At 42.9% G+C, this 21,421-nt stretch carries 17 protein-coding genes; 14 read left to right on the top strand and 3 right to left on the bottom strand.

The annotated features are described in order from the left end of the window. The first annotated feature begins 31 nt into the window (after positions 1-31). Genes ACTNC6_RS14900 through ptsP form a run of 5 tightly spaced genes read left to right on the top strand, consistent with a single transcriptional unit; the run spans position 32 to position 4,976 of the window. Positions 32-2,200: a glucose PTS transporter subunit IIA gene (locus ACTNC6_RS14900; protein ID WP_441044471.1), complete on the top strand. Its 2,169-nt coding sequence runs from the start codon at positions 32-34 to the stop codon at positions 2,198-2,200. 11 nt (positions 2,201-2,211) lie between these two features. Further along, the gene (locus ACTNC6_RS14895) at positions 2,212-2,535 is read left to right on the top strand and encodes a CAT RNA binding domain-containing protein (protein WP_441036702.1); all 324 of its coding nucleotides are present in this window, start codon (positions 2,212-2,214) and stop codon (positions 2,533-2,535) included. Beyond that, positions 2,469-3,011 (top strand): BglG family transcription antiterminator, encoded by a 543-nt coding sequence (locus ACTNC6_RS14890; RefSeq protein ID WP_441044476.1) that lies wholly within the window; start codon positions 2,469-2,471, stop codon positions 3,009-3,011. The genes ACTNC6_RS14895 and ACTNC6_RS14890 overlap by 67 nt, the downstream gene beginning before the upstream one ends. A 21-nt stretch (positions 3,012-3,032) precedes the next feature. Further along, complete coding sequence (locus ACTNC6_RS14885) at positions 3,033-3,290, top strand: HPr family phosphocarrier protein (RefSeq protein WP_019160322.1); 258 nt, start codon at positions 3,033-3,035, stop codon at positions 3,288-3,290. Between the two features lie 57 nt (positions 3,291-3,347). Beyond that, on the top strand, positions 3,348-4,976 hold the full coding sequence (gene ptsP, locus ACTNC6_RS14880) for a phosphoenolpyruvate--protein phosphotransferase (RefSeq protein WP_441044470.1): 1,629 nt from the start codon (positions 3,348-3,350) through the stop codon (positions 4,974-4,976). Positions 4,977-5,096: 120 nt separating this feature from the next. Here ptsP and ACTNC6_RS14875 read toward each other — a convergent pair whose 3' ends face one another. The 3 genes from ACTNC6_RS14875 to ACTNC6_RS14865 form a co-directional block, all read right to left on the bottom strand. After that, complete coding sequence (locus ACTNC6_RS14875; RefSeq protein ID WP_441044469.1) at positions 5,097-5,546, bottom strand: DUF5684 domain-containing protein; 450 nt, start codon at positions 5,544-5,546, stop codon at positions 5,097-5,099. Positions 5,547-5,664: 118 nt separating this feature from the next. Further along, the gene (locus ACTNC6_RS14870; protein ID WP_441044468.1) at positions 5,665-6,624 is read right to left on the bottom strand and encodes a bile acid:sodium symporter family protein; all 960 of its coding nucleotides are present in this window, start codon (positions 6,622-6,624) and stop codon (positions 5,665-5,667) included. A 135-nt stretch (positions 6,625-6,759) separates the two neighbouring features. Beyond that, positions 6,760-8,148, bottom strand: a complete 1,389-nt coding sequence (locus ACTNC6_RS14865; RefSeq protein WP_441044467.1) for an alanine/glycine:cation symporter family protein — start codon at positions 8,146-8,148, stop codon at positions 6,760-6,762. 450 nt (positions 8,149-8,598) lie between these two features. Between ACTNC6_RS14865 and ACTNC6_RS14860 the strand changes: the two genes are divergently transcribed. The 9 genes from ACTNC6_RS14860 (at position 8,599) to pfkA (ending at position 21,369) form a co-directional block, all read left to right on the top strand. Then, on the top strand, positions 8,599-9,294 hold the full coding sequence (locus tag ACTNC6_RS14860) for a response regulator transcription factor (RefSeq protein WP_026649482.1): 696 nt from the start codon (positions 8,599-8,601) through the stop codon (positions 9,292-9,294). An 84-nt stretch (positions 9,295-9,378) separates the two neighbouring features. Continuing rightward, positions 9,379-12,054, top strand: a complete 2,676-nt coding sequence (locus ACTNC6_RS14855) for a sensor histidine kinase (protein ID WP_441044466.1) — start codon at positions 9,379-9,381, stop codon at positions 12,052-12,054. A gap of 155 nt (positions 12,055-12,209) precedes the next feature. Continuing rightward, on the top strand, positions 12,210-13,103 hold the full coding sequence (locus ACTNC6_RS14850) for a ribokinase (RefSeq protein ID WP_441044465.1): 894 nt from the start codon (positions 12,210-12,212) through the stop codon (positions 13,101-13,103). A gap of 61 nt (positions 13,104-13,164) precedes the next feature. Beyond that, positions 13,165-13,890, top strand: coding sequence for an acyl-[acyl-carrier-protein] thioesterase (locus ACTNC6_RS14845; RefSeq protein ID WP_173743348.1), 726 nt, complete (start codon positions 13,165-13,167; stop codon positions 13,888-13,890). A 157-nt stretch (positions 13,891-14,047) separates the two neighbouring features. Next, positions 14,048-14,740 carry an L-ribulose-5-phosphate 4-epimerase gene (locus ACTNC6_RS14840; protein WP_279325832.1) on the top strand — a complete coding sequence of 231 codons (693 nt, stop codon included), beginning with the start codon at positions 14,048-14,050 and terminating at the stop codon, positions 14,738-14,740. Between the two features lie 113 nt (positions 14,741-14,853). Continuing rightward, on the top strand, positions 14,854-15,672 hold the full coding sequence (locus ACTNC6_RS14835; RefSeq protein ID WP_173683338.1) for an alpha/beta hydrolase: 819 nt from the start codon (positions 14,854-14,856) through the stop codon (positions 15,670-15,672). Positions 15,673-15,907: 235 nt separating this feature from the next. After that, complete coding sequence (locus ACTNC6_RS14830; protein WP_441044464.1) at positions 15,908-16,747, top strand: CvfB family protein; 840 nt, start codon at positions 15,908-15,910, stop codon at positions 16,745-16,747. Positions 16,748-16,827: 80 nt separating this feature from the next. Beyond that, positions 16,828-20,295, top strand: coding sequence for a DNA polymerase III subunit alpha (locus tag ACTNC6_RS14825; RefSeq protein ID WP_441044463.1), 3,468 nt, complete (start codon positions 16,828-16,830; stop codon positions 20,293-20,295). 75 nt (positions 20,296-20,370) lie between these two features. Next, a complete protein-coding gene (gene pfkA, locus ACTNC6_RS14820; RefSeq protein ID WP_186995094.1) occupies positions 20,371-21,369 on the top strand; it encodes a 6-phosphofructokinase in 999 nt (332 codons plus the stop codon). Positions 21,370-21,421 lie beyond the last annotated feature (52 nt).

The raw sequence follows: 21,421 nt of genomic DNA, 5'->3' as shown, positions 1-21,421 counted from the left end.
CTATTAAATAGGAAAGGTAGATAAGAGTCACATGAAAGACAAGATTTTCAGCGTTTTGCAGCGAGTGGGACGAAGCTTTATGCTTCCCATCGCAATTCTGCCGGTAGCGGGACTGCTTCTCGGTATCGGAAGTTCTTTTACAAATGCAACCACAATTGAAACCTATGGTCTGACAAAGATTCTTGGTGAAGGGACTTTACTTCACTCCCTGCTGGTAATCATGAACAGTGTGGGAAGTGCGGTATTTGATAACCTGCCATTGATTTTTGCCGTAGGTGTAGCCATCGGTATGGCAAAGAAGGAAAAAGAGGTTGCAGCTTTATCAGCAGTTATTGCATTTTTTGTAATGAATACAGCAATCAATGCCATGCTTACTGTTACAGGACAGATTCTTGACAACGGACAGGTGGCAGAGACTGTCCTAGAGGGAACCATTACCTCTGTATGCGGTATCCAGTCACTTCAGATGGGTGTGTTTGGAGGTATTATTGTAGGACTGGGAGTAGCTGCCCTGCATAACAGATTCTACAGGATACAGATTCCAAATGCTCTTTCCTTTTTTGGAGGAACCCGTTTTGTACCGATCATTTCCACGATTGTATATATGTTTGTGGGAATCCTTCTGTATTTTGTATGGCCGGTAGTCCAGAATGGTATTTATGCACTGGGCGGACTGGTAACAGGAACCGGTTATGTGGGAACACTGATCTTTGGTCTGATCAAGCGTGCACTGATTCCTTTTGGCCTGCATCATGTATTTTATATGCCTTTCTGGCAGACTGCTGTGGGTGGCACCATGGAGGTTGCCGGAAAAATGGTTCAGGGTGGACAGAATATTTTCTTTGCCCAGCTTGCTGACTCTGCTAATATTGCACATTTCAGCGCAGACGCAACCAGATATTTCTCCGGAGAATTTATTTTCATGATCTTTGGTCTTCCGGGTGCGGCACTGGCAATGTATCAGTGTGCAAAGCCTGAGAAGAAAAAAGCAGCAGGCGGTCTTTTGCTGTCTGCAGCACTGGCATGTATGGCAACCGGCATCACAGAACCACTGGAATTTTCATTCTTGTTTGTTGCTCCGGCACTATTTGCAGTTCAGGTAGTGCTGGCAGGAAGTGCCTACATGATCGCGCATATGCTGAATATTGCAGTAGGACTTACCTTCTCCGGTGGTTTCCTGGATTTCTTCCTGTTTGGTATTCTCCAGGGAAATGAGAAAACAAGCTGGATGAGGGTTATCCCGGTAGGTATTATTTATTTCTTCTTATATTACTTTATTTTCAAATTTATGATTAAAAAGTTTGATTTCAAGACACCTGGCCGTGAGGATGATGATACAGAAACTAAGCTTTATACAAAGGCTGATGTAAATGCCCGTAAAGAAGCACAGAAGGGTGAGAATACAGAGGCCGGAGCAGATCCTGTCAGTGAAGCAATCACCAGAGGTCTGGGCGGAAAGAAAAACATCAGCGATGTGGATTGCTGTGCCACAAGACTTCGTTGTACAGTAAAGGATGCAGCTCTGGTAAATGACGGAGTTCTGAAAGCAACAGGTGCATCCGGAGTGATACACAAGGGACAAGGTGTACAGGTTATTTACGGTCCCAACGTTACTGTGATCAAGTCTAATCTGGAAGATTATCTGGAAACAGCACCGGATATACTGGAAACACCTGCAGCAGAACCACAGGTACAGGAAAAAGAAACTCCAAAAGAGGAAGCAGGACAGAAGGTTGTGGACAGAATTGTGATTTCCAGTCCGATCAGTGGTACAGCGGCAGAGCTTGTCACTGCACCGGATGAGGCTTTTGCCCAGAAAATGATGGGAGACGGTGCGGTAGTCACACCGGAAGATCCTTATGTATATGCACCGGAAGACGGCGAGGTAGCCTTTGTTTTTGATACAAAGCATGCCATTGGATTTATCACAGAGTCAGGAATCAGTCTGCTGATCCATGTGGGAATTGATACAGTAAAATTAAATGGAAAAGGATTTGAGGCGCTGGTAGAAAGCGGCCAGGAGGTAAAGAAGGGAGATCCTATGCTGAAACTGGATCTGGATTATCTGAGCCAGAATGCGCCCTCTATCGTATCCCCTGTTCTCTGTACAGAACTGGAGGATAACCAGAGGATCCATCTTTTGAAGGAGGGTCAGATAAAGGCAGGGGAACCTCTTTTTGAGGTAGAGGTTCTTCAGTAATATCTGCCCGGATGGGGAAAATACGGATGTCATACAGGATAACGAAAATATTAAATCATAATTCCTTTATGGGAATTGAGAGTAAAAATGATCAGGAATGTCTGATTATGGGAAAGGGAGTTGCTTTTGGCAAAAAAGTGGGACAGACCGTGGAGAGACAAAGGAAATTATCAAGTCTGTTTCGCCACTGTGTCTGGAGCTTGCCAATGAGGTGCTGGATCAGGCAGAAGAGAAATTTGGAAAGGTTGACCGTTCCATTCTTTTTACCATGGCAGACCATCTTGATTTCGCTGTCCGCCGTATACAGAACGGTGAACAGATCAGTAATCCACTGACAGATGACATCCGTATTATGTTTTATAAAGAATATAAGGTTGCGGGATGTATCCGTGACCTTCTGAAAGAAAAACTGGGAATCAGGATCGATGAACATGAGATCGGATATATTGCCCTCCATGTTCATGCTGCCATTGTGGATGAGAATGTTTCCCAGGCAATGGAAATCGCCAGAACAGTCAGGGAATGTATCTGTATGGTTGAGGAAGAGACCGGAAAATCTATTGATGTAATGTCTCTGAGCTATAACCGTCTGATGAACCATGTACGATATATGGTTGCCAGAGCCATTCATGGGGAAAAGCTGAAAATGAGTCTGAATGACTACATGTCTGTGAAATTTCCCGGTCCCTATATGACAGCTGAGAAAATCTGTCGTAAAATGGAAAAAAGCCTGAAGCTTCCCATACCGGATATAGAGATCGGTTATCTGGCAATGCATCTGGAGAGAATGATGGACAGAGAAGAAGAATAAAAATCAGAGGAGAATAAAAGGATGAAATCATTTGAATATACTGTTAAAGACGAACTTGGAATCCATGCAAGACCGGCAGGACTTCTGGTAAAAGAGGCAAAGAAGTTCCAGTCCGAATGTACGATCACAAAGGGTGACAAAACAAAAAAACTGACACAGCTTATGATGCTTATGTCTTTGGGCGTAAAGCAGGGCGATACAGTTACCGTAAGTGCAGAGGGTGCTGATGAGGATACCGCAATTGCTGAGTTAAAGGCATTTTTTGAGAATAACTTATAATTTCAGCCAGGGATATACATATTAAAATTCATCATAAATAAGAAGGAGGAAAAAACAATGCAGAGTTATCAGGGAAAATCTGTGTATAAGGGAATTGCAATGGGACCGGTTGTGGTTCTGAAGAAAAATGATTATCAGGTAAAACGTACACGGATTGAGGATCCGGAGGCGGAAATCAAACGAGTAGATGAAGCCCTGGAAAAATCCAAGGAGCAGCTCCAGAAGCTTTATGATAAAGCTGTTCAAGAGGTTGGAGAAGCAAGTGCTGCTATTTTTGAAGTACATCAGATGATGCTGGAGGATGATGATTATCTGGAAGCAATCCAGAATACGATCCGTACAGAGCAGATTAATGCAGAGTATGCAGTAGCTGCTACAGGCGATAATTTTGCTGAAATGTTTGCCTCCATGGATGATGATTATATGAAAGCACGTTCAGCAGATATCAAGGATATTTCAGAGCGCCTGGTCCGTAATCTCAGCGGACAGGATGATGCAGATTTAAGTTCTATCGAACCATCAATCATCGTGGCAGATGATCTGAGCCCAAGTGAAACGGTACAGATGGATAAAGACAAGATCCTGGCATTTGTGACAGTTCACGGTTCCACCAATTCCCATACAGCAATCCTTGCACGTATGATGAATATTCCGGCGCTGATCGGTGTGGATATGAATCTGGAAGAGCTTCACACAGGAATGGAGGCAGTTGTAGATGGATTCCAGGGCGTTGTGATCTTTGAGCCAGATGAGACTGTGAAAGCACAGACAACAGAGAAAATGGCGGAAGAAGCAGAGAAACTCAGACTGCTCCAGGAACTTAAGGGTAAGGAAAACGTGACTCTGGATGGCCATAAGATCAATATCTATGCCAATATCGGAAGTGTTGGAGATATCGGCTATGTTATGGAAAATGATGCAGGAGGAATCGGCCTTTTCAGAAGTGAATTCCTGTATCTGGGCAGAAATGATTTCCCTACAGAGGAGGAACAGTTCCAGGCCTATAAGCAGGCGGTACAGATGATGGCAGGCAAGAAGGTGATCATCCGTACACTGGATATCGGAGCAGACAAGCAGGTAGATTACTTTAATCTGGGAAATGAAGATAATCCGGCTATGGGTTATCGTGCAATCCGTATCTGCCTGAAGCAGCCGGAAATCTTCAAGACACAGCTTCGTGCTCTCCTGAGAGCAGCAGTATATGGAAATCTGTCTATTATGTATCCCATGATCACTTCCACTGAGGAAGTAAAGAAAATCTATGAGATCGTGGCAGAGGTTGAAGAGGAGCTGAAAGCACAGGAGATTCAGTACAAGATTCCTGAGCAGGGAATTATGATTGAAACTCCGGCAGCAGCGATCATCAGTGACAGACTTGCGGAAATGGTAGATTTCTTCAGTATCGGTACCAACGACCTGACACAGTATACACTGGCTATTGACCGTCAGAATGAGAAACTGGATGAGTTCTATAATCCACACCATGAAGCACTGCTTCGCATGATCCAGATGGTAGTGGACAATGCACATAAATGTGGAAAATGGGCCGGCATCTGTGGAGAACTGGGTGCAGATACTACCCTGACTGAGGAGTTTGTACGCATGGGACTGGATGAACTGTCTGTGGCACCGTCTATGGTATTGAAGCTGCGTAAGATTGTTCGGGAGATGAAGGTAGAAGGATAATTGTAAAAAAAATTGCAACTGTAAAATGTAAAATATATGCAGGGGGCTGACCGGGAGTACGGTCAGCCCCCTGAAATGTTTTTACCAGAATCAATGAGGATTTTTTTATTTAGCGGATGTCTATTTATCTGCCCCATAATATCTGTCATCGCCGAAGCCAAGGATCAGCATGAAGATTGGCGGTAAGAAGATAAGGCCAATGGCGAATCCTGTGCCTCTGCCGAAGGCTCTTGCAAGCTTAATGCTGTACATAATACTGATGATGACAAGTATGATTTTGATCAGTATGACGAGCATGTAGACTGTTAAGCTTTCCCTTGTTTCCAGGGTTCCCTGCAGGTAAGAGGATACGATTCCCAGGATGAGAGTCAGCCAGAAATATGCAGGCTGCCATGCGATTTTATAAGAAATATAATCGCCATATATTGGAATAATACTTTTCCATCCGGCTTCCCCTGCTTTGGTAAAGATTCTCCAGTTGGCAATGATCTGCAGAAGCCACCATGTGAATGCGATCATCAGATACATACCGCCCAAGAGCATCAGACTGCTGATTGCTATAAGTCCCATTTGAGTTTCCTCCTGTTCTTCTTAAGAATATGATGCATGTGAAAAAATATAGTATTGACATAGTCAAGTAGTTAAATTAATTAAAGCACATTCGTATTTTTTCGTCAATTATTATGGATCAAATATCCTCTTTTTTACATTGTGACATTTGTACCCGGCGCACAAGGCTTCCGTAAAATGCAGCCAGAATCTGCTGGAACAGGGTTCCGATCATAACCGGAAACAGACATTCTGCAGGAAAATATGCACCGGCGATCACTGCACCGGCGCTGATGTTACGCATGCCGGAGCCATAGATCATAGAAACGGTAGATTCCTTATTCTGTTTTGTAACTATGGCAATCAGCCAGCCAATGGCATATCCGCTGGCAGACAGTACCAGAATTATAGCTGTTACAGCCAGACGTTCTCCATTCAGATGCTTTATATAGGGAGAAACCTTGGAGGAATTGGAAGTCACCACAAAAATCAGACACATTTTTGAAAAAGGTGCAAGTTTTTTTGGCCAGGTTTCCATTACTTTTCCATGACTGAATTCATTAAGGCACATGGCAATCACTGCCGGAAGAGCAATCATAAATACCAGTTCTTTCATCATTCCAGCAGTATCCATTTTAATATTGGATCCAACCAGGATTTTCAATGTGGCAGGAATCAGAAAGGGAGAAAGGATGGTATCCAAAATGACCAGTGAAAGGGAAAGGGGATTGTTTCCATTATAAATGGATACCCACATCAGGCTGATCACTGCAACAGGAACCGAAAACTCCAGTACAATTCCGGTAATATAATTAATATTTTCCGGAAAAAACAGAAGTCCCACACCATAGGCGGTCACCGGAATCAGAATATGTAAAACCAGAAACATCAGGATCAGAGGAAGTGGACGTTTAAATACATTTGCTATATCCCGGAACCTGGATTTCAGTGCTCCGATAAAGGTCATAAAAGCAAAAACATAGGTGACATAAGGTACACCATGCCTTGCAATATCCGGAAAAAGTACGCCCACCATAAGGCAGACCGGCGTTACAAAGGGCATCCATTTTTCCATAAAGCTGTTAAATTTATTGAGCATATTACACCTCGGCTTTTACGTATGATTTTTTTACAGTTTACCACAAAAAAGTGTAAGAGCAATGGTGAAATGAAAAAAATTGCAGTAAAAAGAGAGACCATCTTGTGCGGATTGATCTCTCTTTTGCGTAGGATATTATTTTTTAATCTCCGGCTGGAATTCTTTTACATCTTTGGCAATCTCGCCGCTTAACAGGAGCATGCAGATCAGGTTCGGGATAGCCATCAGTGCGTTGGCGATATCGGAGAAGTTCCATACCAGGCTGAGAGTCTGGGTACATCCGATATAGACTACCAGTGAAAATATGATTCTGTAGACCATATTATATTTGTGCGTTCTAAACAGGTACTCGAAAGCTTTTTCACCATGATACTCCCAGCCAAGGATGGTGGAAAAAGCGAATAATGTGATGCCGATGGTTACCAGCCAGCCGCCTGCAGAACCCAGGATAGTTTCGAAAGCTGCGATAGTAACGTCAGAGCCTGTGAGAAGTTCTCCGGCTGCATTTGTTGTTCCAAGTACTCCGGAGGAGGCAATTGCCAGTCCGGTGATGGTACATACAACGATAGTATCCCAGAAGGTTCCGGTCATGTTTATGTAGCCCTGACGTACAGGATTATCAGTGGTTGCTGCGGCTGCTGTGATTGCAGCGGAACCCATACCAGCTTCATTGGAGAAGACACCACGTGCAACACCGAATCTCATGGCATTCATCATGGAAGCAACGATGGAACCGCAAAGTCCGCCGCCCACTGCTTTTACGGAGAAAGCCATTTTGAAGATCATGGCCAGACCGGAAGGCAGGTTGGAAATATTTCCAATGATTACGATCAGACCGCAGATAACGTAAAAAATTGCCATGGTAGGAACAACAACAGCGGAAACTTTGGAGATGGATTTGATTCCGCCTACAATGATGACCAGGGATAAAACGGTGATCACAACTCCGGAAATCTGTGTCGGCACATTAAATGTGGAGTGAAGTGCGCTGGCAATGGAGTTGCCCTGTGTCATGTTTCCGATACCAAAGGAAGCGATAACAGCAAAAAGTGCAAACAGCCATGCAAGAATGGCACCAAAGGTTTTGTTTTTCAGTCCTTTTTTCATGGTGTACATAGGACCGCCGCTCATTTCGCCTTTTGCATTGACTTCACGATATTTGATGGCCAGCATACATTCACTGAATTTGGAAGTCAGACCGAAGGCTGCGGAAATCCACATCCATACCAGAGCTCCGGGACCGCCGGAAACCATAGCTGTGGCAACACCGACGATATTTCCGGTACCGATGGTGGCTGCAAGTGCAGTTGTCAGTGCGGAAAAAGGTGATACATCTCCCTGTCCGCGGTTCTTGGTGCGGGCTTCTTTGCTGAGTGTGCTTTTCAGCGCATAACCAAGATTACGCCATGTGAGAAATCTGGTGCGCACAGTCAGGAAGATACCGGTTCCGACCAACAGGATCAACATCACCGGTCCCCAGACAAAGTCATCAATTTTGGTAACAATTTCGTTTAAAGAATCCATAAATCGTTCCCTCCCTCATAATTTTTATACTTTACCTTTCTTTCAGAACATATGAAGACATTACTTATTCCGGTCAGGGAAGCTATTTTCCCTCTGAAAAGCAAAAAGAGCCATGTTGTGAACAACATCGCTCTTCTTAGGTAAGTATTAATTTACTGTATTATAAGCTTGTTTTATAGGGATTGTCAATACAATTTCTCTGGAAAATAGTATGTGTGAAATGATATAATAAAAAGGCATTATTTTTATGTGGGTGGAAGACAAGGGGAAAAAGGTGAGATAAAAAATGTATACAGAATAATCATAAGAAAATCTTAAGAATTTGTCCCTTTCATATTAAGATGCTTTGATTATTCTAATATTATAGCAATTCCATAAAATAAGAAGCCGGGATGTCTGTACATGAGAGATTTCAGACAGGCATTTCGGATGATGAGGGAGGTGTGTAAAGTGGCGAATATTCTGGTCTGTGATGATGATAAAGACATTGTAGAGGCAATCAGTATTTATCTGGAGCAGGAAGGCTATACGGTCCTGAAGGCATACGACGGTGTGGAGGCGATTAACGCATTGCGCAGTCAGTCGGTGGATCTGCTGATCATAGATATTATGATGCCGAAGTTAGATGGCATCCGGGCTACTTTGAAGATAAGGGAAGAGAATCCTCTTCCGATCATTATTCTTTCTGCGAAATCAGAGGATGCAGATAAGATCCTTGGATTAAATGTAGGGGCAGATGATTATGTAACCAAGCCCTTTAATCCCCTGGAACTGGTGGCAAGGGTGAAATCACAGCTTCGAAGATATACAAGGCTGGGAGCAGCAATACCTGTGGAGAATGCTCATATCTACGAGACAGGAGGTCTGAGCATAAACGATGACCTGAAGGAAGTCAGGGTGGACGGTGATGTGGTGAAGCTGACACCCATTGAGTACAATATCCTGCTTCTGCTGATGAAGAATCAGGGAAGGGTATTTTCCATTAATCAGATTTACGAAAACATCTGGAATGAGGAAGCAGTTGCTGCAGATAATACGGTGGCAGTGCATATCCGGCATATCAGAGAAAAAATTGAAATTAATCCAAGGGAGCCAAGATACCTGAAGGTTGTGTGGGGACTTGGGTATAAAATTGAAAAAATTTAACCGAATCAAGTAGCGAAGCGGATGATTTTATCCGCTTGACCTAAATCAAGTAACGGAGCGAATGCAAAGGAAAGGGACAAATTTATGAAGGGAAAAGGATACAGGAGCAATGTTGCCAAGGCGGTCTGGATCGTGATCGTACATCTGGCAGCTGTGGCGGCTGTGATATGTGCAGCATTTTTTGTAATGTTTTATCAGACGGGGATCCGTCTGGATGACAGAGGGAAAAGTTACATTCAGTCAGAGGGATTCAGGGAGCGTCTGAATTCCAGAGGTATGGATATTCTGGAAAGTCTGTCAGCAAAAGAGGATATAAATTACCTTACAAACGCAGGTTCATCGGCAGTGATTGATCTGGCAGAATTTGAAGAAAAGGAAATCAACCGTGATTCGTTGAGGGAGCTTTCTTTTAAGAATACATCTGGCGTGGCATATTCGGTAAAAGATCTGCTGGAGTGGGCGCAGGACTGGGCAGGAGTTGGAGAGAGATATGATGATGGAGGAAGCTTTGGCGATATAGGACAGTTTATCCAGTGTAAGACCTCGGATGGAAGCAGTCATTATTTTAATTTAAATGATTTTAAAAAACTGGTGACAGATGGGTTGTTAAAGGTTAATTATGATCAGGATATCATGGAAGAGTATGATGATTCCTATGAGACAAAATTTGCAGAAAAAACAGAGAAACAGAAAATAGATGCTGCCATTGAACTGGGCTACTGGAGCGATTCGGATAGCCGAAGTCTGGGTAGTATTACAGACAAAGAACATAATACAGAATATCCGGAATTTTATTTGCAGGAGATATGGAGTTTTACAGAGGAATTTAAACCTCAGGGTGCGGAAAGTCTTCCGGATGCAGTCAATTCCAGTACGGAATGGAATGGAAAACTTGAGGATGCCTATAGTGAACTGGCCAAGGTTCTGGACTGTATCAGAGCTGTTCAGGATGATATAAATGTCAGTGACTGTGCCATATCACTTACGTCTGTATACCATACGTCCGGAGACTATGAGGAAGGGAGTACCAATCTCACATATCTTTTCGCAGATAAAGAGAAAAAGACAATCTATACAAACAGAAAAGCATACAGCAGCTATTCACAGCTGGAGCAGAACCTTGAGACAATATTTAAAGAAAAAGCATATGCAGTTGTTTACCCGGAATTAAGTGAGTGTGTTACAAATATTCCGGATGCAGACCTGCAGGTGTGGAATCATACCATTGCTCAGAGCTTTGACACAAAGGATTTTATATTTGCAGTTTCTGTTGATACGAAATTTTCTGTGGCAGATTCCATGGCTGATGAGGCAGAGAACTATGAGACATATTCAAAGCTTATGTTTCCGATGCTGGCAGGAGCAATCTTCGGAAGTGTGCTCTGGCTGGTGGGTATGGTGTGGCTGACTGTGACAGCAGGAAGGAAACCGGAGGATGAAGAAATCTATCTGAATGGATTTGACAGATGGTATACAGAAATCGCGGCAGGAGCAGTGATCGGTATATGGCTGGCAGGAATGATCATATCGGGAACTTTGATCGCCAACTCATCATTGGGTTACAGTCATGCAGTAGTGACAGTGATTGTTACCTGTCTCATATGTGGAACTTATACAATGGCATGGTTTTTGATCGGATATCTCAGCCTGGTAAGAAGAATAAAAGCAGGAACCTTATGGAAAAACAGTCTGATTAGAACAGTTCTGAAATGGATTGGAAAATGCAGTGGGAAGCTTGCCGATTTTGCCAGAGCTTTTTCCAGAAATACAGCAGAAAAAATAAAAGTTCTGCTTGTGGGAGGTGCATTTTTATTCTTGCAGTTTCTGATCATCGGTTGCATATTCAGTGGTGCAGGAGTATTCCTGCTGGCATTGATGGCTGTAGATGTGGCTGCTATGATTTTTGCCATCAGAAAAGCGGACGGACTGGATCTTATTATGGATGGTCTGAAGAAAATAAGCGATGGAGAACTGCAGTATAAGATTAAAACAGATACACTTACCGGAAAACAGAAGGTGATAGCAGAATATATCAACAATATTGGTGGTGGTCTGGATGCAGCTGTGGAGAACAGCCTGAAAAAAGAAAGAATGCAGACAGAGCTGATCACAAATGTTTCTCATGATCTGAAAACACCTCTGACTTCCATTATCAATTATGTGGATCTGATGAAACGTGAGAATCCGACAGATCCGAAAATACAGGAATATCTTCGCATCCTGGATGAGAAATCCCAGAGACTGAAGGTGCTCACAGAGGATGTGGTAGAGGCATCCAAGGCAAGCACAGGAAACATCAAGCTGGAGATGAATGATATTGATTTTGTGGAAATAGTGCAGCAGGTGATCGGAGAATTTGAAGAGAAATTCCAGGAAAAGAATCTGACTATGATGGTACATTTCACAGATGAACCCTCCATTATTTACGCAGATGGTCAGAGAATGTGGCGTGTTCTGGAAAACGTATTCGGTAATGTTGTGAAGTACGCAATGGAGGGCACCAGAGTTTACGCAGAGATCAGCAACAGAAATAAAAAAGTAACCTTTTCCCTGAAAAATATTTCAGCACAGCCTTTGAATATCTCTGCGGATGAACTGACAGAACGGTTTATCAGAGGAGATGTGGCGAGAAATACAGAAGGAAGCGGACTGGGATTATCTATTGCAAAGAGCCTGACAGAGCTGCAGGGCGGTGAGTTTAAGCTGTATCTGGATGGGGATCTGTTTAAGGTAATGATCACATTTGTGGCGAAAAAATAAAAGTAAGGGAAATAGATTGGAAAAATTCTCTGGTAAGTATGGGATATGTCTGATAAAATAAATATAATAGCAGATTTAAAGTGTGGGCAAAGATACAGAATAGTTTGTAGATGTAGGTTATAGTATCGGCATATTTATAACAAGGAGGTTTTTACATGAAGGTATTAAATTATGGTTCATTGAACGTGGATTATGTATATTCTGTGGATCACATTATTGTAGGAGGAGAAACACAGCATTCTTCCAAGCTGGAGGTTTTCAGTGGGGGAAAGGGACTGAATCAGTCCATAGCTCTGGCGAAGGCAGGTGTGCCGGTTTATCATGCGGGAATTGTAGGATCAGATGGGGATATTCTTCTGGATGCATGTAAGGAAGCGGGAGTAAATACCAAATATATCCGCAGGCTGCCGGTTAAGGGTGGACATACTATGATCCAGGTGGATAAGAATGCACAGAACTGCATTATTCTCTATGGCGGAACAAATCAGATGCAGACCAGAGAATTTGTAGACGAGGTGCTTGCAGATTTTGGTGAGGGAGATTATCTGCTTCTCCAAAATGAAATTAATATGCTGGATTATATTATTGACCAGGCGTATGAGAAAAAAATGAAGATTGTTATGAATCCATCTCCATTTGATGATAAGCTGAATACCTGTGATCTGGGCAAGATTTATCTGTTTTTATTGAATGAAATTGAGGGTGAACAGATTACAGGATACAGGGATAAGGACCAGATTCTGGATGCCATGGCAGAGAAATTTCCGAATGCCCGTTTTGTATTGACACTGGGCAGCGATGGAGCTGTTTATTATGACGGAAAGGAAAAAGTCTTCCAGGATATTTTCAAGGTAAAAGCCGTGGATACTACAGCTGCAGGTGATACGTTTACCGGATATTTCATTGCTGCAGTTGTTGAGGGCAGAAGTGTTCAGGAGGCTCTGAGGATGGCAGCCAAGGCTTCTTCCATTGCAGTTTCCAGACCTGGGGCAACTCCTTCCATTCCGGCAATGGATGAAGTGAAGATAGAACTGGGGATGGTTGAATAACTGTGCATCACAAGTTTGTTATTTTCAAAGGTGTTGATGAAAAGTAGAAAGGACACAGAAGATGGACTACAGTTTTAACAGCAGAGTCAGATACAGTGAAACAGGTGAGGATGGCAGGTTGACATTGCCGGGAGTTTTGAATTATTTTCAGGATTGCAGTACATTTCATGCGGAGTCGATCGGGCTTGGCGGCAATGTACTGAAAAACAGAGACAGGGCATGGGTTCTTTCTTCCTGGCAGGTGGTTGTTGAGGAATATCCGGTACTGGGAACTGAAATCAGGATCAGGACTGCGCCATATGCATTTAAGGGATTTATGGGTATGCGTAATTTTGTCATGGAAACAACTGATGGGAAAAAGCTTGCCTGGGCAAACACCAACTGGACATATCTGACGATCAGCACAGGAATTCCCACAAGGCTGACTCCGGCAGATACAGATAGCTATGTGCTCAGTGAAAAGCTGGAAATGGATTATGCTCCGAGAAAAATCAAATTGCCGGAAGACATGATATCGCAGGAAGCTTTTGTTGTGCAGAAACATCATCTGGATACGAACCATCATGTGAATAACTGTCAGTACATTTGTATGGCAGAAGATTTTTTGCCCACAGATTTTGAAATATATCAGATGCGTGCAGAATATAAAATGCAGGCAAAGCTGGGAGATGCTATCTGTCCGAAAGTGAAAACAGAAGCTGAAAAGATAGTTGTATCACTGGATGACAGAGAAGGAAATCCATATGCGATTGTAGAATTTCAGCATAAGAAGCAGGAGCTATTGTAATTTTCTAAAATAATAAACATACAAGTTGGTACATGTACCATACAAGTGCTATAATACAGATACCAGGAGATTTTCCGGGTGGGATATGCAGAAAAACCGGAACATCTGAAAGCTATTGTAAAAGAATATCTGAAAAGCAAAAGGAGAGGTACGAATCATGCTGGAGAAATTAAAAGAGGAAGTTTACAAAGCAAATATGGATCTTCCCAAATACGGACTTGTTACATTTACATGGGGAAATGTAAGCGGAATTGACAGAGAATCAGGACTTTTTGTTATCAAACCAAGTGGAGTTGACTATGACCTGCTGACACCGGATGATATGGTTGTTGTAGACCTGAACGGAAACAAAATAGAAGGAAAATACAATCCATCTTCTGATACAGCAACTCATGTAGAACTGTATAAAGCATTCCCGAACATTGGAGGAGTTGTACATACACATTCTTCATGGGCAACAAGCTGGGCACAGGCCGGAAGAGCAATTCCATGTTATGGAACCACACATGCAGATTACATTTATGGTGAAGTTCCATGTGCACGCTGTCTGGAAGGCAAAGAATTTGAAGAATACGAGAAAAACACAGGACTTCTGATCGTTGACCTGTTCAAGGATAAAGATTATGAAGCAGTGCCTGCAGTACTTTGCAAAAACCATGGACCATTTGCATGGGGTAAGGATGCTCATGAAGCAGTACATAACGCAGTTGTTCTTGAAGAAGTTGCCAAGATGGCATCCCGCTGTGAGCTGATCAATCCACAGGTAAAACCTGCTCCACAGGATCTGCAGGATAAGCACTACTTTAGAAAACATGGTGCAAATGCATATTATGGACAGGGAAATAAATAATTGCTGATCTGAAAATAAAAGATATGAACCTGTAATAGGTATAAAAAATCTCCCGGATAAGAGTGTGCTTTTTTGAACAGCCGGGAGATTTTTGGTATATACGGGAGGAACTTATGATTTATAAAAAGATTGAAATTAAAGTAGACGGATATAAAGAAACCGCAGATTTATATACTTATTTCCTGGATAATTCAATTGAAATGAACATTAACAGAAAGCGTCCGGTAGTTGTAATCTGTCCGGGTGGCGGTTATACAATGACTTCTGACAGAGAGGCAGAACCGATTGCAATGCAGTATCTGGCAAAAGGATATCATGCGGTGATTCTGCGCTACAGTGTAGAACCTGCCAGATATCCGCTGGCACTCTTGCAGCTTGCGAAATCCGTAGCTTTCTTAAGAGAGAATGCAGCAGAATTTCATATTGATACGAATAAGATTGTAATTCAGGGTTTCTCAGCAGGAGGACACCTGGCAGCAAGTCTGGGTGTTTTCTGGAAGAAAAATTTCATTGCAGAAACACTTGGAATAGATTCAGAAATGGTGAAGCCAAACGGTATGATCTTAAGTTATCCGGTAATTACTTCCGGTGAATTTGCACATACAGGATCTTTTGAATGTCTGCTTGGAGAGGATTATAATGATCTGGATAAACGAAAAGAACAGTCCCTGGAATTCCAGGTATCCAGAGATACACCGCCAACATTCCTGTGGCATACAGTGACGGATGACTGTGTTCCTGTAGAGAATTCTCTGTTGTTTTTTAACGCACTGCGTAAATTGGAAATACCTGTAGAGATGCATCTTTATCCGGTTGGCGGACATGGACTGAGTCTTGCAAATGAAGAGACAAGCTATGAAGACGGAGGCTGCGTGCAGAAAGAGTGCCAGTCCTGGATGGAACTGGCGTGCAAGTGGATGCAGAATATATAATACACGATAAAGAATCTGTCTGAGTGTATGTGAAATCGAGTTGGAATAAAATACATCCTGATCTATAGTGAACAGTAACGTAAAATAAGATAATAAAAAATAATAAGGCGGCATTGTGCCGCCTTTATTATTTATGTTATACTGAAATATAAAGCTAATGTCAGAGGATGATGAAAGTATAGTATATTTTTAATTTCCTTTAAAAAGATACTATCACAACAGAAATGGAGATTATATGATTGAGTTAGGAAAAAAACAGAAATTAACAGTAGTGAAGTCCGTAGATTTCGGTGTATATCTGGGTGAGGATATGCAGGCAGATGCAAAGAATCGTGTCCTTCTTCCGTCCAGACAGGTTCCGGAAGGAACAAAGGAAGGCGACAGCATTGAAGCATTTATCTACAAGGATTCTCAAGACCGTCTTATTGCAACAACAAAAGAACCAAAGCTTCAGATAGGTCAGACAGCAGTTCTGAAAGTCTCTCAGGTAACAAGGATTGGTGCATTCCTTGACTGGGGACTGGAGAAAGACCTTCTGCTTCCATATCATGAGCAGACTCTGAAGGTAAGAGAGGGAGAAGATGTACTGGTAGCACTCTATATTGACAAGAGCAGCCGTCTCTGTGCAACTATGAAAGTTTATCATTATCTTTCCACCAGAACTCCTTATGTAGTGGGAGATATGGTGAAGGGTCGTGTCTATGAGATCAGCGACAGATTCGGTGTATTTGTGGCAGTTGATGATAAATATTCTGCACTGATCCCTGCAAGAGAAGCCAAGGGAAAATACCGTCCGGGCAAGATCCTTGAGCTGCGTGTCAGCGAAGTAAAAGAAGACGGAAAAATGAACGTCACAGACCGTCAGAAGGCATATCTGCAGATTAATGAGGATGCGGAGAATGTCCTTGAAGTGATCAATGAATTTGCAGGTGTTCTTCCGTTTGATGACAAGGCATCACCGGAAGTAATCCAGAGAGAATTTGGTTTGAGCAAGGGAGCATTTAAACGTGCCATTGGTCATTTGATGAAGGAAGGCAAAGTAGAGATTAAAGATAAGAGGATCTACGCAAAATAATAACAGAACTCTAAGAGAGTTAAATTTATAAAAATATGCTGCCATAAAATTGCAGATATCAGAACAGGAGAGAAATAGAGTTGGAGTTTACACATCTTCATGTCCATACAGAATACAGTCTGCTGGATGGTTCCAATAAAATAAAAGAATATGTAGCCCGTGTCAAGGAGCTTGGCATGGACAGTGCGGCGATCACAGATCATGGAGTTATGTACGGTGTGATTGATTTTTATCGCGCAGCAAGGGCCGAGGGAATCAATCCGATTCTGGGATGTGAGGTTTATGTAGCTCCCGGATCCAGATTTGACCGTGAAGCAGGAAGCGGCGAGGACAGATACTACCACCTGGTTCTTCTGGCAGAAAATAATCAGGGGTATGCAAACCTGATGAAGATAGTATCAAAGGGTTTCACAGAAGGTTTTTATTATAAACCTCGAGTAGACCTTGCGGTATTAAAAGAATACCATGAGGGGATTATCGCATTAAGTGCCTGCCTGGCAGGTGAAGTGGCCAGATATCTTCAGAGAGGAATGTACGAAGATGCAAAGGCAGCAGCTCTTCGTTATCAGGATATTTTTGGCAAAGGCAATTTCTTCCTGGAATTACAGGATCATGGAATCCCTGCGCAGAGACTGGTAAATCAGGAACTTCTCCGTATGCACGAAGAAACAGGGATTGACCTTGTGGCAACTAATGATGTGCATTATACAAGGGCGGAGGATGCTGATCCTCATGATATTCTTCTCTGCCTGCAGACAAACAAGAAACTGGCAGACGAGGACAGAATGCGTTATGAGGGTGGCCAGTATTATGTGAAATCTCCTGAGGAAATGGCAGAACTTTTCCCATATGCTCTGGAAGCATTGGAGAATACCCATAAGATTGCACAGAGATGTCATGTTGAGATTGAATTTGGCGTGACCAAGCTTCCAAGATTCGATGTGCCGGATGGTCTTACATCCTGGGAATATCTTAATAAATTATGCTTCGAGGGACTGGAGGAACGCTATCAGCCGGTTACAGAGGAATTAAAAGCTCGTCTGAATTACGAATTATCTACTATAAAAAATATGGGCTACGTGGATTACTTCCTTATAGTATGGGATTTTATTAAATATGCCCGCGATCATGACATTATGGTAGGACCGGGACGTGGCTCTGCAGCGGGAAGTCTGGTTGCTTATACCTTGGGCATCACACAGCTTGATCCTATTCGCTATGATCTGCTCTTTGAGCGATTTCTGAATCCGGAACGAGTATCTATGCCTGATATTGACGTTGACTTCTGCTTCGAAAGAAGGCAGGAGGTTATTGAATATGTCCGCCGTAAATATGGGGATGACTGTGTGGTTCAGATCGTTACCTTTGGTACTCTGGCAGCCCGTGGGGTGATCCGGGATGTGGGCCGTGTGTTGGATATGCCTTATGCACAGGTGGATTCCATTGCGAAAATGATCCCGCAGGAATTAAATATCACGATAGATAAGGCCCTTACTATGAACCCTGAGCTGAAAAAAGCATACCAGGAGCAGGATGAAATTCATTATCTGATCGATATGGCAAGATGTCTGGAGGGACTTCCGCGTCATACCTCCATGCATGCGGCAGGTGTGGTCATCAGCCAGAAGGATGTATCAGAATATGTACCGCTTTCCAGAGCATCAGACGGTTCTATTGTCACTCAGTTTACCATGACAACACTGGAAGAACTGGGACTTCTGAAAATGGACTTCCTGGGACTTCGTACCCTGACTGTGATCCAGAATGCAGTAAAGCTGATCCAGAAGGATGCAGGTGTCACTCTGGACATGCAGAAGATCGATTATGATGATAAAAAGGTTCTGGATTCCCTTGGTACCGGCCGTTCTGACGGTGTATTTCAGCTTGAAAGTGCGGGAATGAAGAACTTCATGAAGGAACTGAAGCCTCAGAGCCTGGAAGATGTGATCGCGGGAATTTCTCTTTACCGTCCGGGTCCTATGGATTTCATCCCTCAGTACATCCGTGGTAAAAACCGTCCGGATACCATCCGCTACGACTGCCCTCAGCTGGAGTCAATCCTGAAGCCTACGTATGGGTGTATTGTCTATCAGGAGCAGGTTATGCAGATCGTCCGTAATCTGGCAGGTTATACTCTGGGCCGAAGCGACCTGGTGCGCCGTGCAATGTCCAAAAAGAAGGCCTCTGTCATGGAAAAGGAGCGCCAGAACTTTGTTTATGGAAATGAAGCAGAGGGAGTTCCCGGATGTATTGCAAATGGAATTGATGAGAAAACTGCAAATAAGATCTATGATGATATGATTGATTTTGCAAAGTATGCCTTTAATAAGTCCCATGCAGCAGCCTATGCAGTTGTTTCCTACCAGACAGCATATCTGAAGTACTATTATCCTGTAGAATTTATGGCTGCACTTATGACATCGGTTATTGATTTCCCAAATAAGGTTGCTGAATATATTCTGGTCTGCAGACAGATGGGGATTAAGATCCTGCCGCCGGATGTGAACTGTGGAATGTATGGATTCTCTGTAGATAACGGTGCGATCCGATATGGCCTGTCCGCGATCAAAAGTGTGGGACGACCGGTGATCGAAGCTCTGGTAAAGGAGAGGGAAGATAATGGTCAGTATCAATCCCTGAAGGATTTTATGGAGCGTAATTCTTCACAGATAAATAAGAGAGCAATAGAGAATTTTATCAAAGCGGGAGCGCTGGATTGTCTGGAGGGTAACCGTCGTCAGAAAATGATGGTCTACCAGCAGATTTCTGACAGTATCAGTCTGGAAAAAAAGAACTCCCTGGCAGGTCAGATGAGTTTGTTTGATCTGGTGAGCGATGAAGAAAAAAAAGTATTTGAAATTAGGATGCCCAATGTAGAGGAATATAATAAAGAAGAAATTCTTGCTTTTGAAAAAGATGTGCTGGGCATTTATCTGAGCGGACATCCTCTGGAGAGCTGCAGAGGAATAATGGAGAAAACCATCACAGCCAGAACCTCGGATTTTCAGCCAGATGAGGAAACAAACCTGCCAAAGGTAATGGACAGTCAGAAGGTTATTATTGGTGGAATGATTACCGATAAAACTATAAAGTATACAAAAAATAATAAAGTGATGGCATTCCTGACAGTGGAGGATCTGGTGGGAACAGTAGAGGTTGTAGTGTTTCCCAGAGATTATGAGAAAAGCCAGAGTCTTTTGAATGAAGACGGTAAAGTTTTTATCCAGGGAAGAGTCTCTGCTGAAGATGACAAGGCCAGTAAGCTGATTCTGGAGAAAATCAGATCTTTTGATGATGTTCCGAGAGAGCTATGGATACAGTTCGACAGCCGCAGTGACTATGGCGAAAAGGAAACACAGCTGCTCCGGGATCTGCAGCTGTCTCCGGGAAATTCCGGTGTGGTGATCTATCTGAAGGATGTAAAAGCCATGAAAAAGCTTCCTATGAACTGGCAGGTACAGATACAGGAGCCCTGGCTGAGTCAGATGAGCAAAAAATATGGTAAAACCAATGTTAAAGTTGTAGAAAGAGGATTGAAAAAATTTTAGAAATGCGCTAAACTAATACGCGAATATGTGTATAGTAAATTGAGATAATAGATTCAGAAGATGGAGGAAGAAAAGATGGCAGAAAAAAAGATTAAAACCATTGGTGTCCTCACCAGCGGTGGTGACGCACCTGGAATGAACGCTGCAATCCGTGCAGTAGTCAGAAGAGGTTTAAGCAATGGACTTAATGTAAAGGGTATTCTTAAAGGATACAATGGTCTGCTGAACGAAGAGATTATCGACATGAGCGCCAAGGACGTTTCAGATACGATTGAACGTGGAGGTACAGTCCTTTATACAGCACGTTGTGCAGAGTTCCGTACAGAAGAGGGACAGAAACGAGGTGCTGAGATCTGTAAGAAGCATGGTATTGACGGACTTGTAGTTATCGGTGGTGACGGATCCTTTGCAGGTGCACAGAAGCTTGCAAACCTGGGTGTAAATACCATTGGATTACCGGGAACCATTGACCTTGATATTGCATGTACGGAATATACAATAGGTTTCGATACAGCTGTTAATACAGCAATGGAAGCAATTGATAAGGTTCGTGATACTTCTACTTCTCATGAGAGATGCAGTATTATCGAGGTTATGGGCCGTGGAGCAGGTTATCTGGCTCTGTGGTGTGGTATTGCAAATGGTGCTGAGGATGTTTTGATTCCTGAGAAATATGACTATGATGAGCAGAAGCTGATCAACAATATTATTGAAAGCCGTAAGAAAGGCAAGAAGCACCATATTATCATCAATGCAGAGGGTATCGGACATTCTGAGGCTATGGCAAAGCGTATTGAAGCTGCTACAGGTATTGAGACTCGTGCTACTATCCTGGGACACATGCAGCGTGGTGGAAGCCCTACATGTAAAGACCGTGTATATGCGTCAATGATGGGAGCTCTGGCTGTAGATCTTCTGATTGCAGGCAAGACATGCCGAGTTGTTGGATATCGTCATGGCGAGTTCGTAGACTTTGACATCAATGAAGCACTGGCTATGCAGAAGGGTATTTCTGATTACCAGTGGGAAGTATGCCAGTCACTTTCTCATAATTATGATAAAAATAATAAATAACAAATGAATAATAAAATGCAGTTAAATGACAGACTGCATAAATTAAATACTG

Source organism: Blautia sp. HCP3S3_C4 (assembly GCF_052064095.1).
GTDB lineage: Bacteria > Bacillota > Clostridia > Lachnospirales > Lachnospiraceae > Blautia_A.
Note: the sequence above shows the minus strand (reverse complement) of the source record. Positions and strands in the feature narration are given on the sequence as shown.

What these genes read in the sequence shown, in the direction of transcription:
- ACTNC6_RS14830 (WP_441044464.1), top strand. Translation starts at nt 15,908, where the DNA reads ATGATTGAGTTAGGAAAAAAACAGAAATTAACAGTAGTGAAGTCCGTA.
- ACTNC6_RS14850 (WP_441044465.1), top strand. Translation starts at nt 12,210, where the DNA reads ATGAAGGTATTAAATTATGGTTCATTGAACGTGGATTATGTATATTCT.
- ptsP (WP_441044470.1), top strand. Translation starts at nt 3,348, where the DNA reads ATGCAGAGTTATCAGGGAAAATCTGTGTATAAGGGAATTGCAATGGGA.
- ACTNC6_RS14885 (WP_019160322.1), top strand. Translation starts at nt 3,033, where the DNA reads ATGAAATCATTTGAATATACTGTTAAAGACGAACTTGGAATCCATGCA.
- ACTNC6_RS14890 (WP_441044476.1), top strand. Translation starts at nt 2,469, where the DNA reads ATGGCAGACCATCTTGATTTCGCTGTCCGCCGTATACAGAACGGTGAA.
- ACTNC6_RS14865 (WP_441044467.1), bottom strand. Translation starts at nt 8,148, where the DNA reads ATGGATTCTTTAAACGAAATTGTTACCAAAATTGATGACTTTGTCTGG.
- pfkA (WP_186995094.1), top strand. Translation starts at nt 20,371, where the DNA reads ATGGCAGAAAAAAAGATTAAAACCATTGGTGTCCTCACCAGCGGTGGT.
- ACTNC6_RS14895 (WP_441036702.1), top strand. Translation starts at nt 2,212, where the DNA reads ATGGGGAAAATACGGATGTCATACAGGATAACGAAAATATTAAATCAT.
- ACTNC6_RS14900 (WP_441044471.1), top strand. Translation starts at nt 32, where the DNA reads ATGAAAGACAAGATTTTCAGCGTTTTGCAGCGAGTGGGACGAAGCTTT.
- ACTNC6_RS14845 (WP_173743348.1), top strand. Translation starts at nt 13,165, where the DNA reads ATGGACTACAGTTTTAACAGCAGAGTCAGATACAGTGAAACAGGTGAG.
- ACTNC6_RS14870 (WP_441044468.1), bottom strand. Translation starts at nt 6,624, where the DNA reads ATGCTCAATAAATTTAACAGCTTTATGGAAAAATGGATGCCCTTTGTA.
- ACTNC6_RS14875 (WP_441044469.1), bottom strand. Translation starts at nt 5,546, where the DNA reads ATGGGACTTATAGCAATCAGCAGTCTGATGCTCTTGGGCGGTATGTAT.
- ACTNC6_RS14855 (WP_441044466.1), top strand. Translation starts at nt 9,379, where the DNA reads ATGAAGGGAAAAGGATACAGGAGCAATGTTGCCAAGGCGGTCTGGATC.
- ACTNC6_RS14840 (WP_279325832.1), top strand. Translation starts at nt 14,048, where the DNA reads ATGCTGGAGAAATTAAAAGAGGAAGTTTACAAAGCAAATATGGATCTT.
- ACTNC6_RS14835 (WP_173683338.1), top strand. Translation starts at nt 14,854, where the DNA reads ATGATTTATAAAAAGATTGAAATTAAAGTAGACGGATATAAAGAAACC.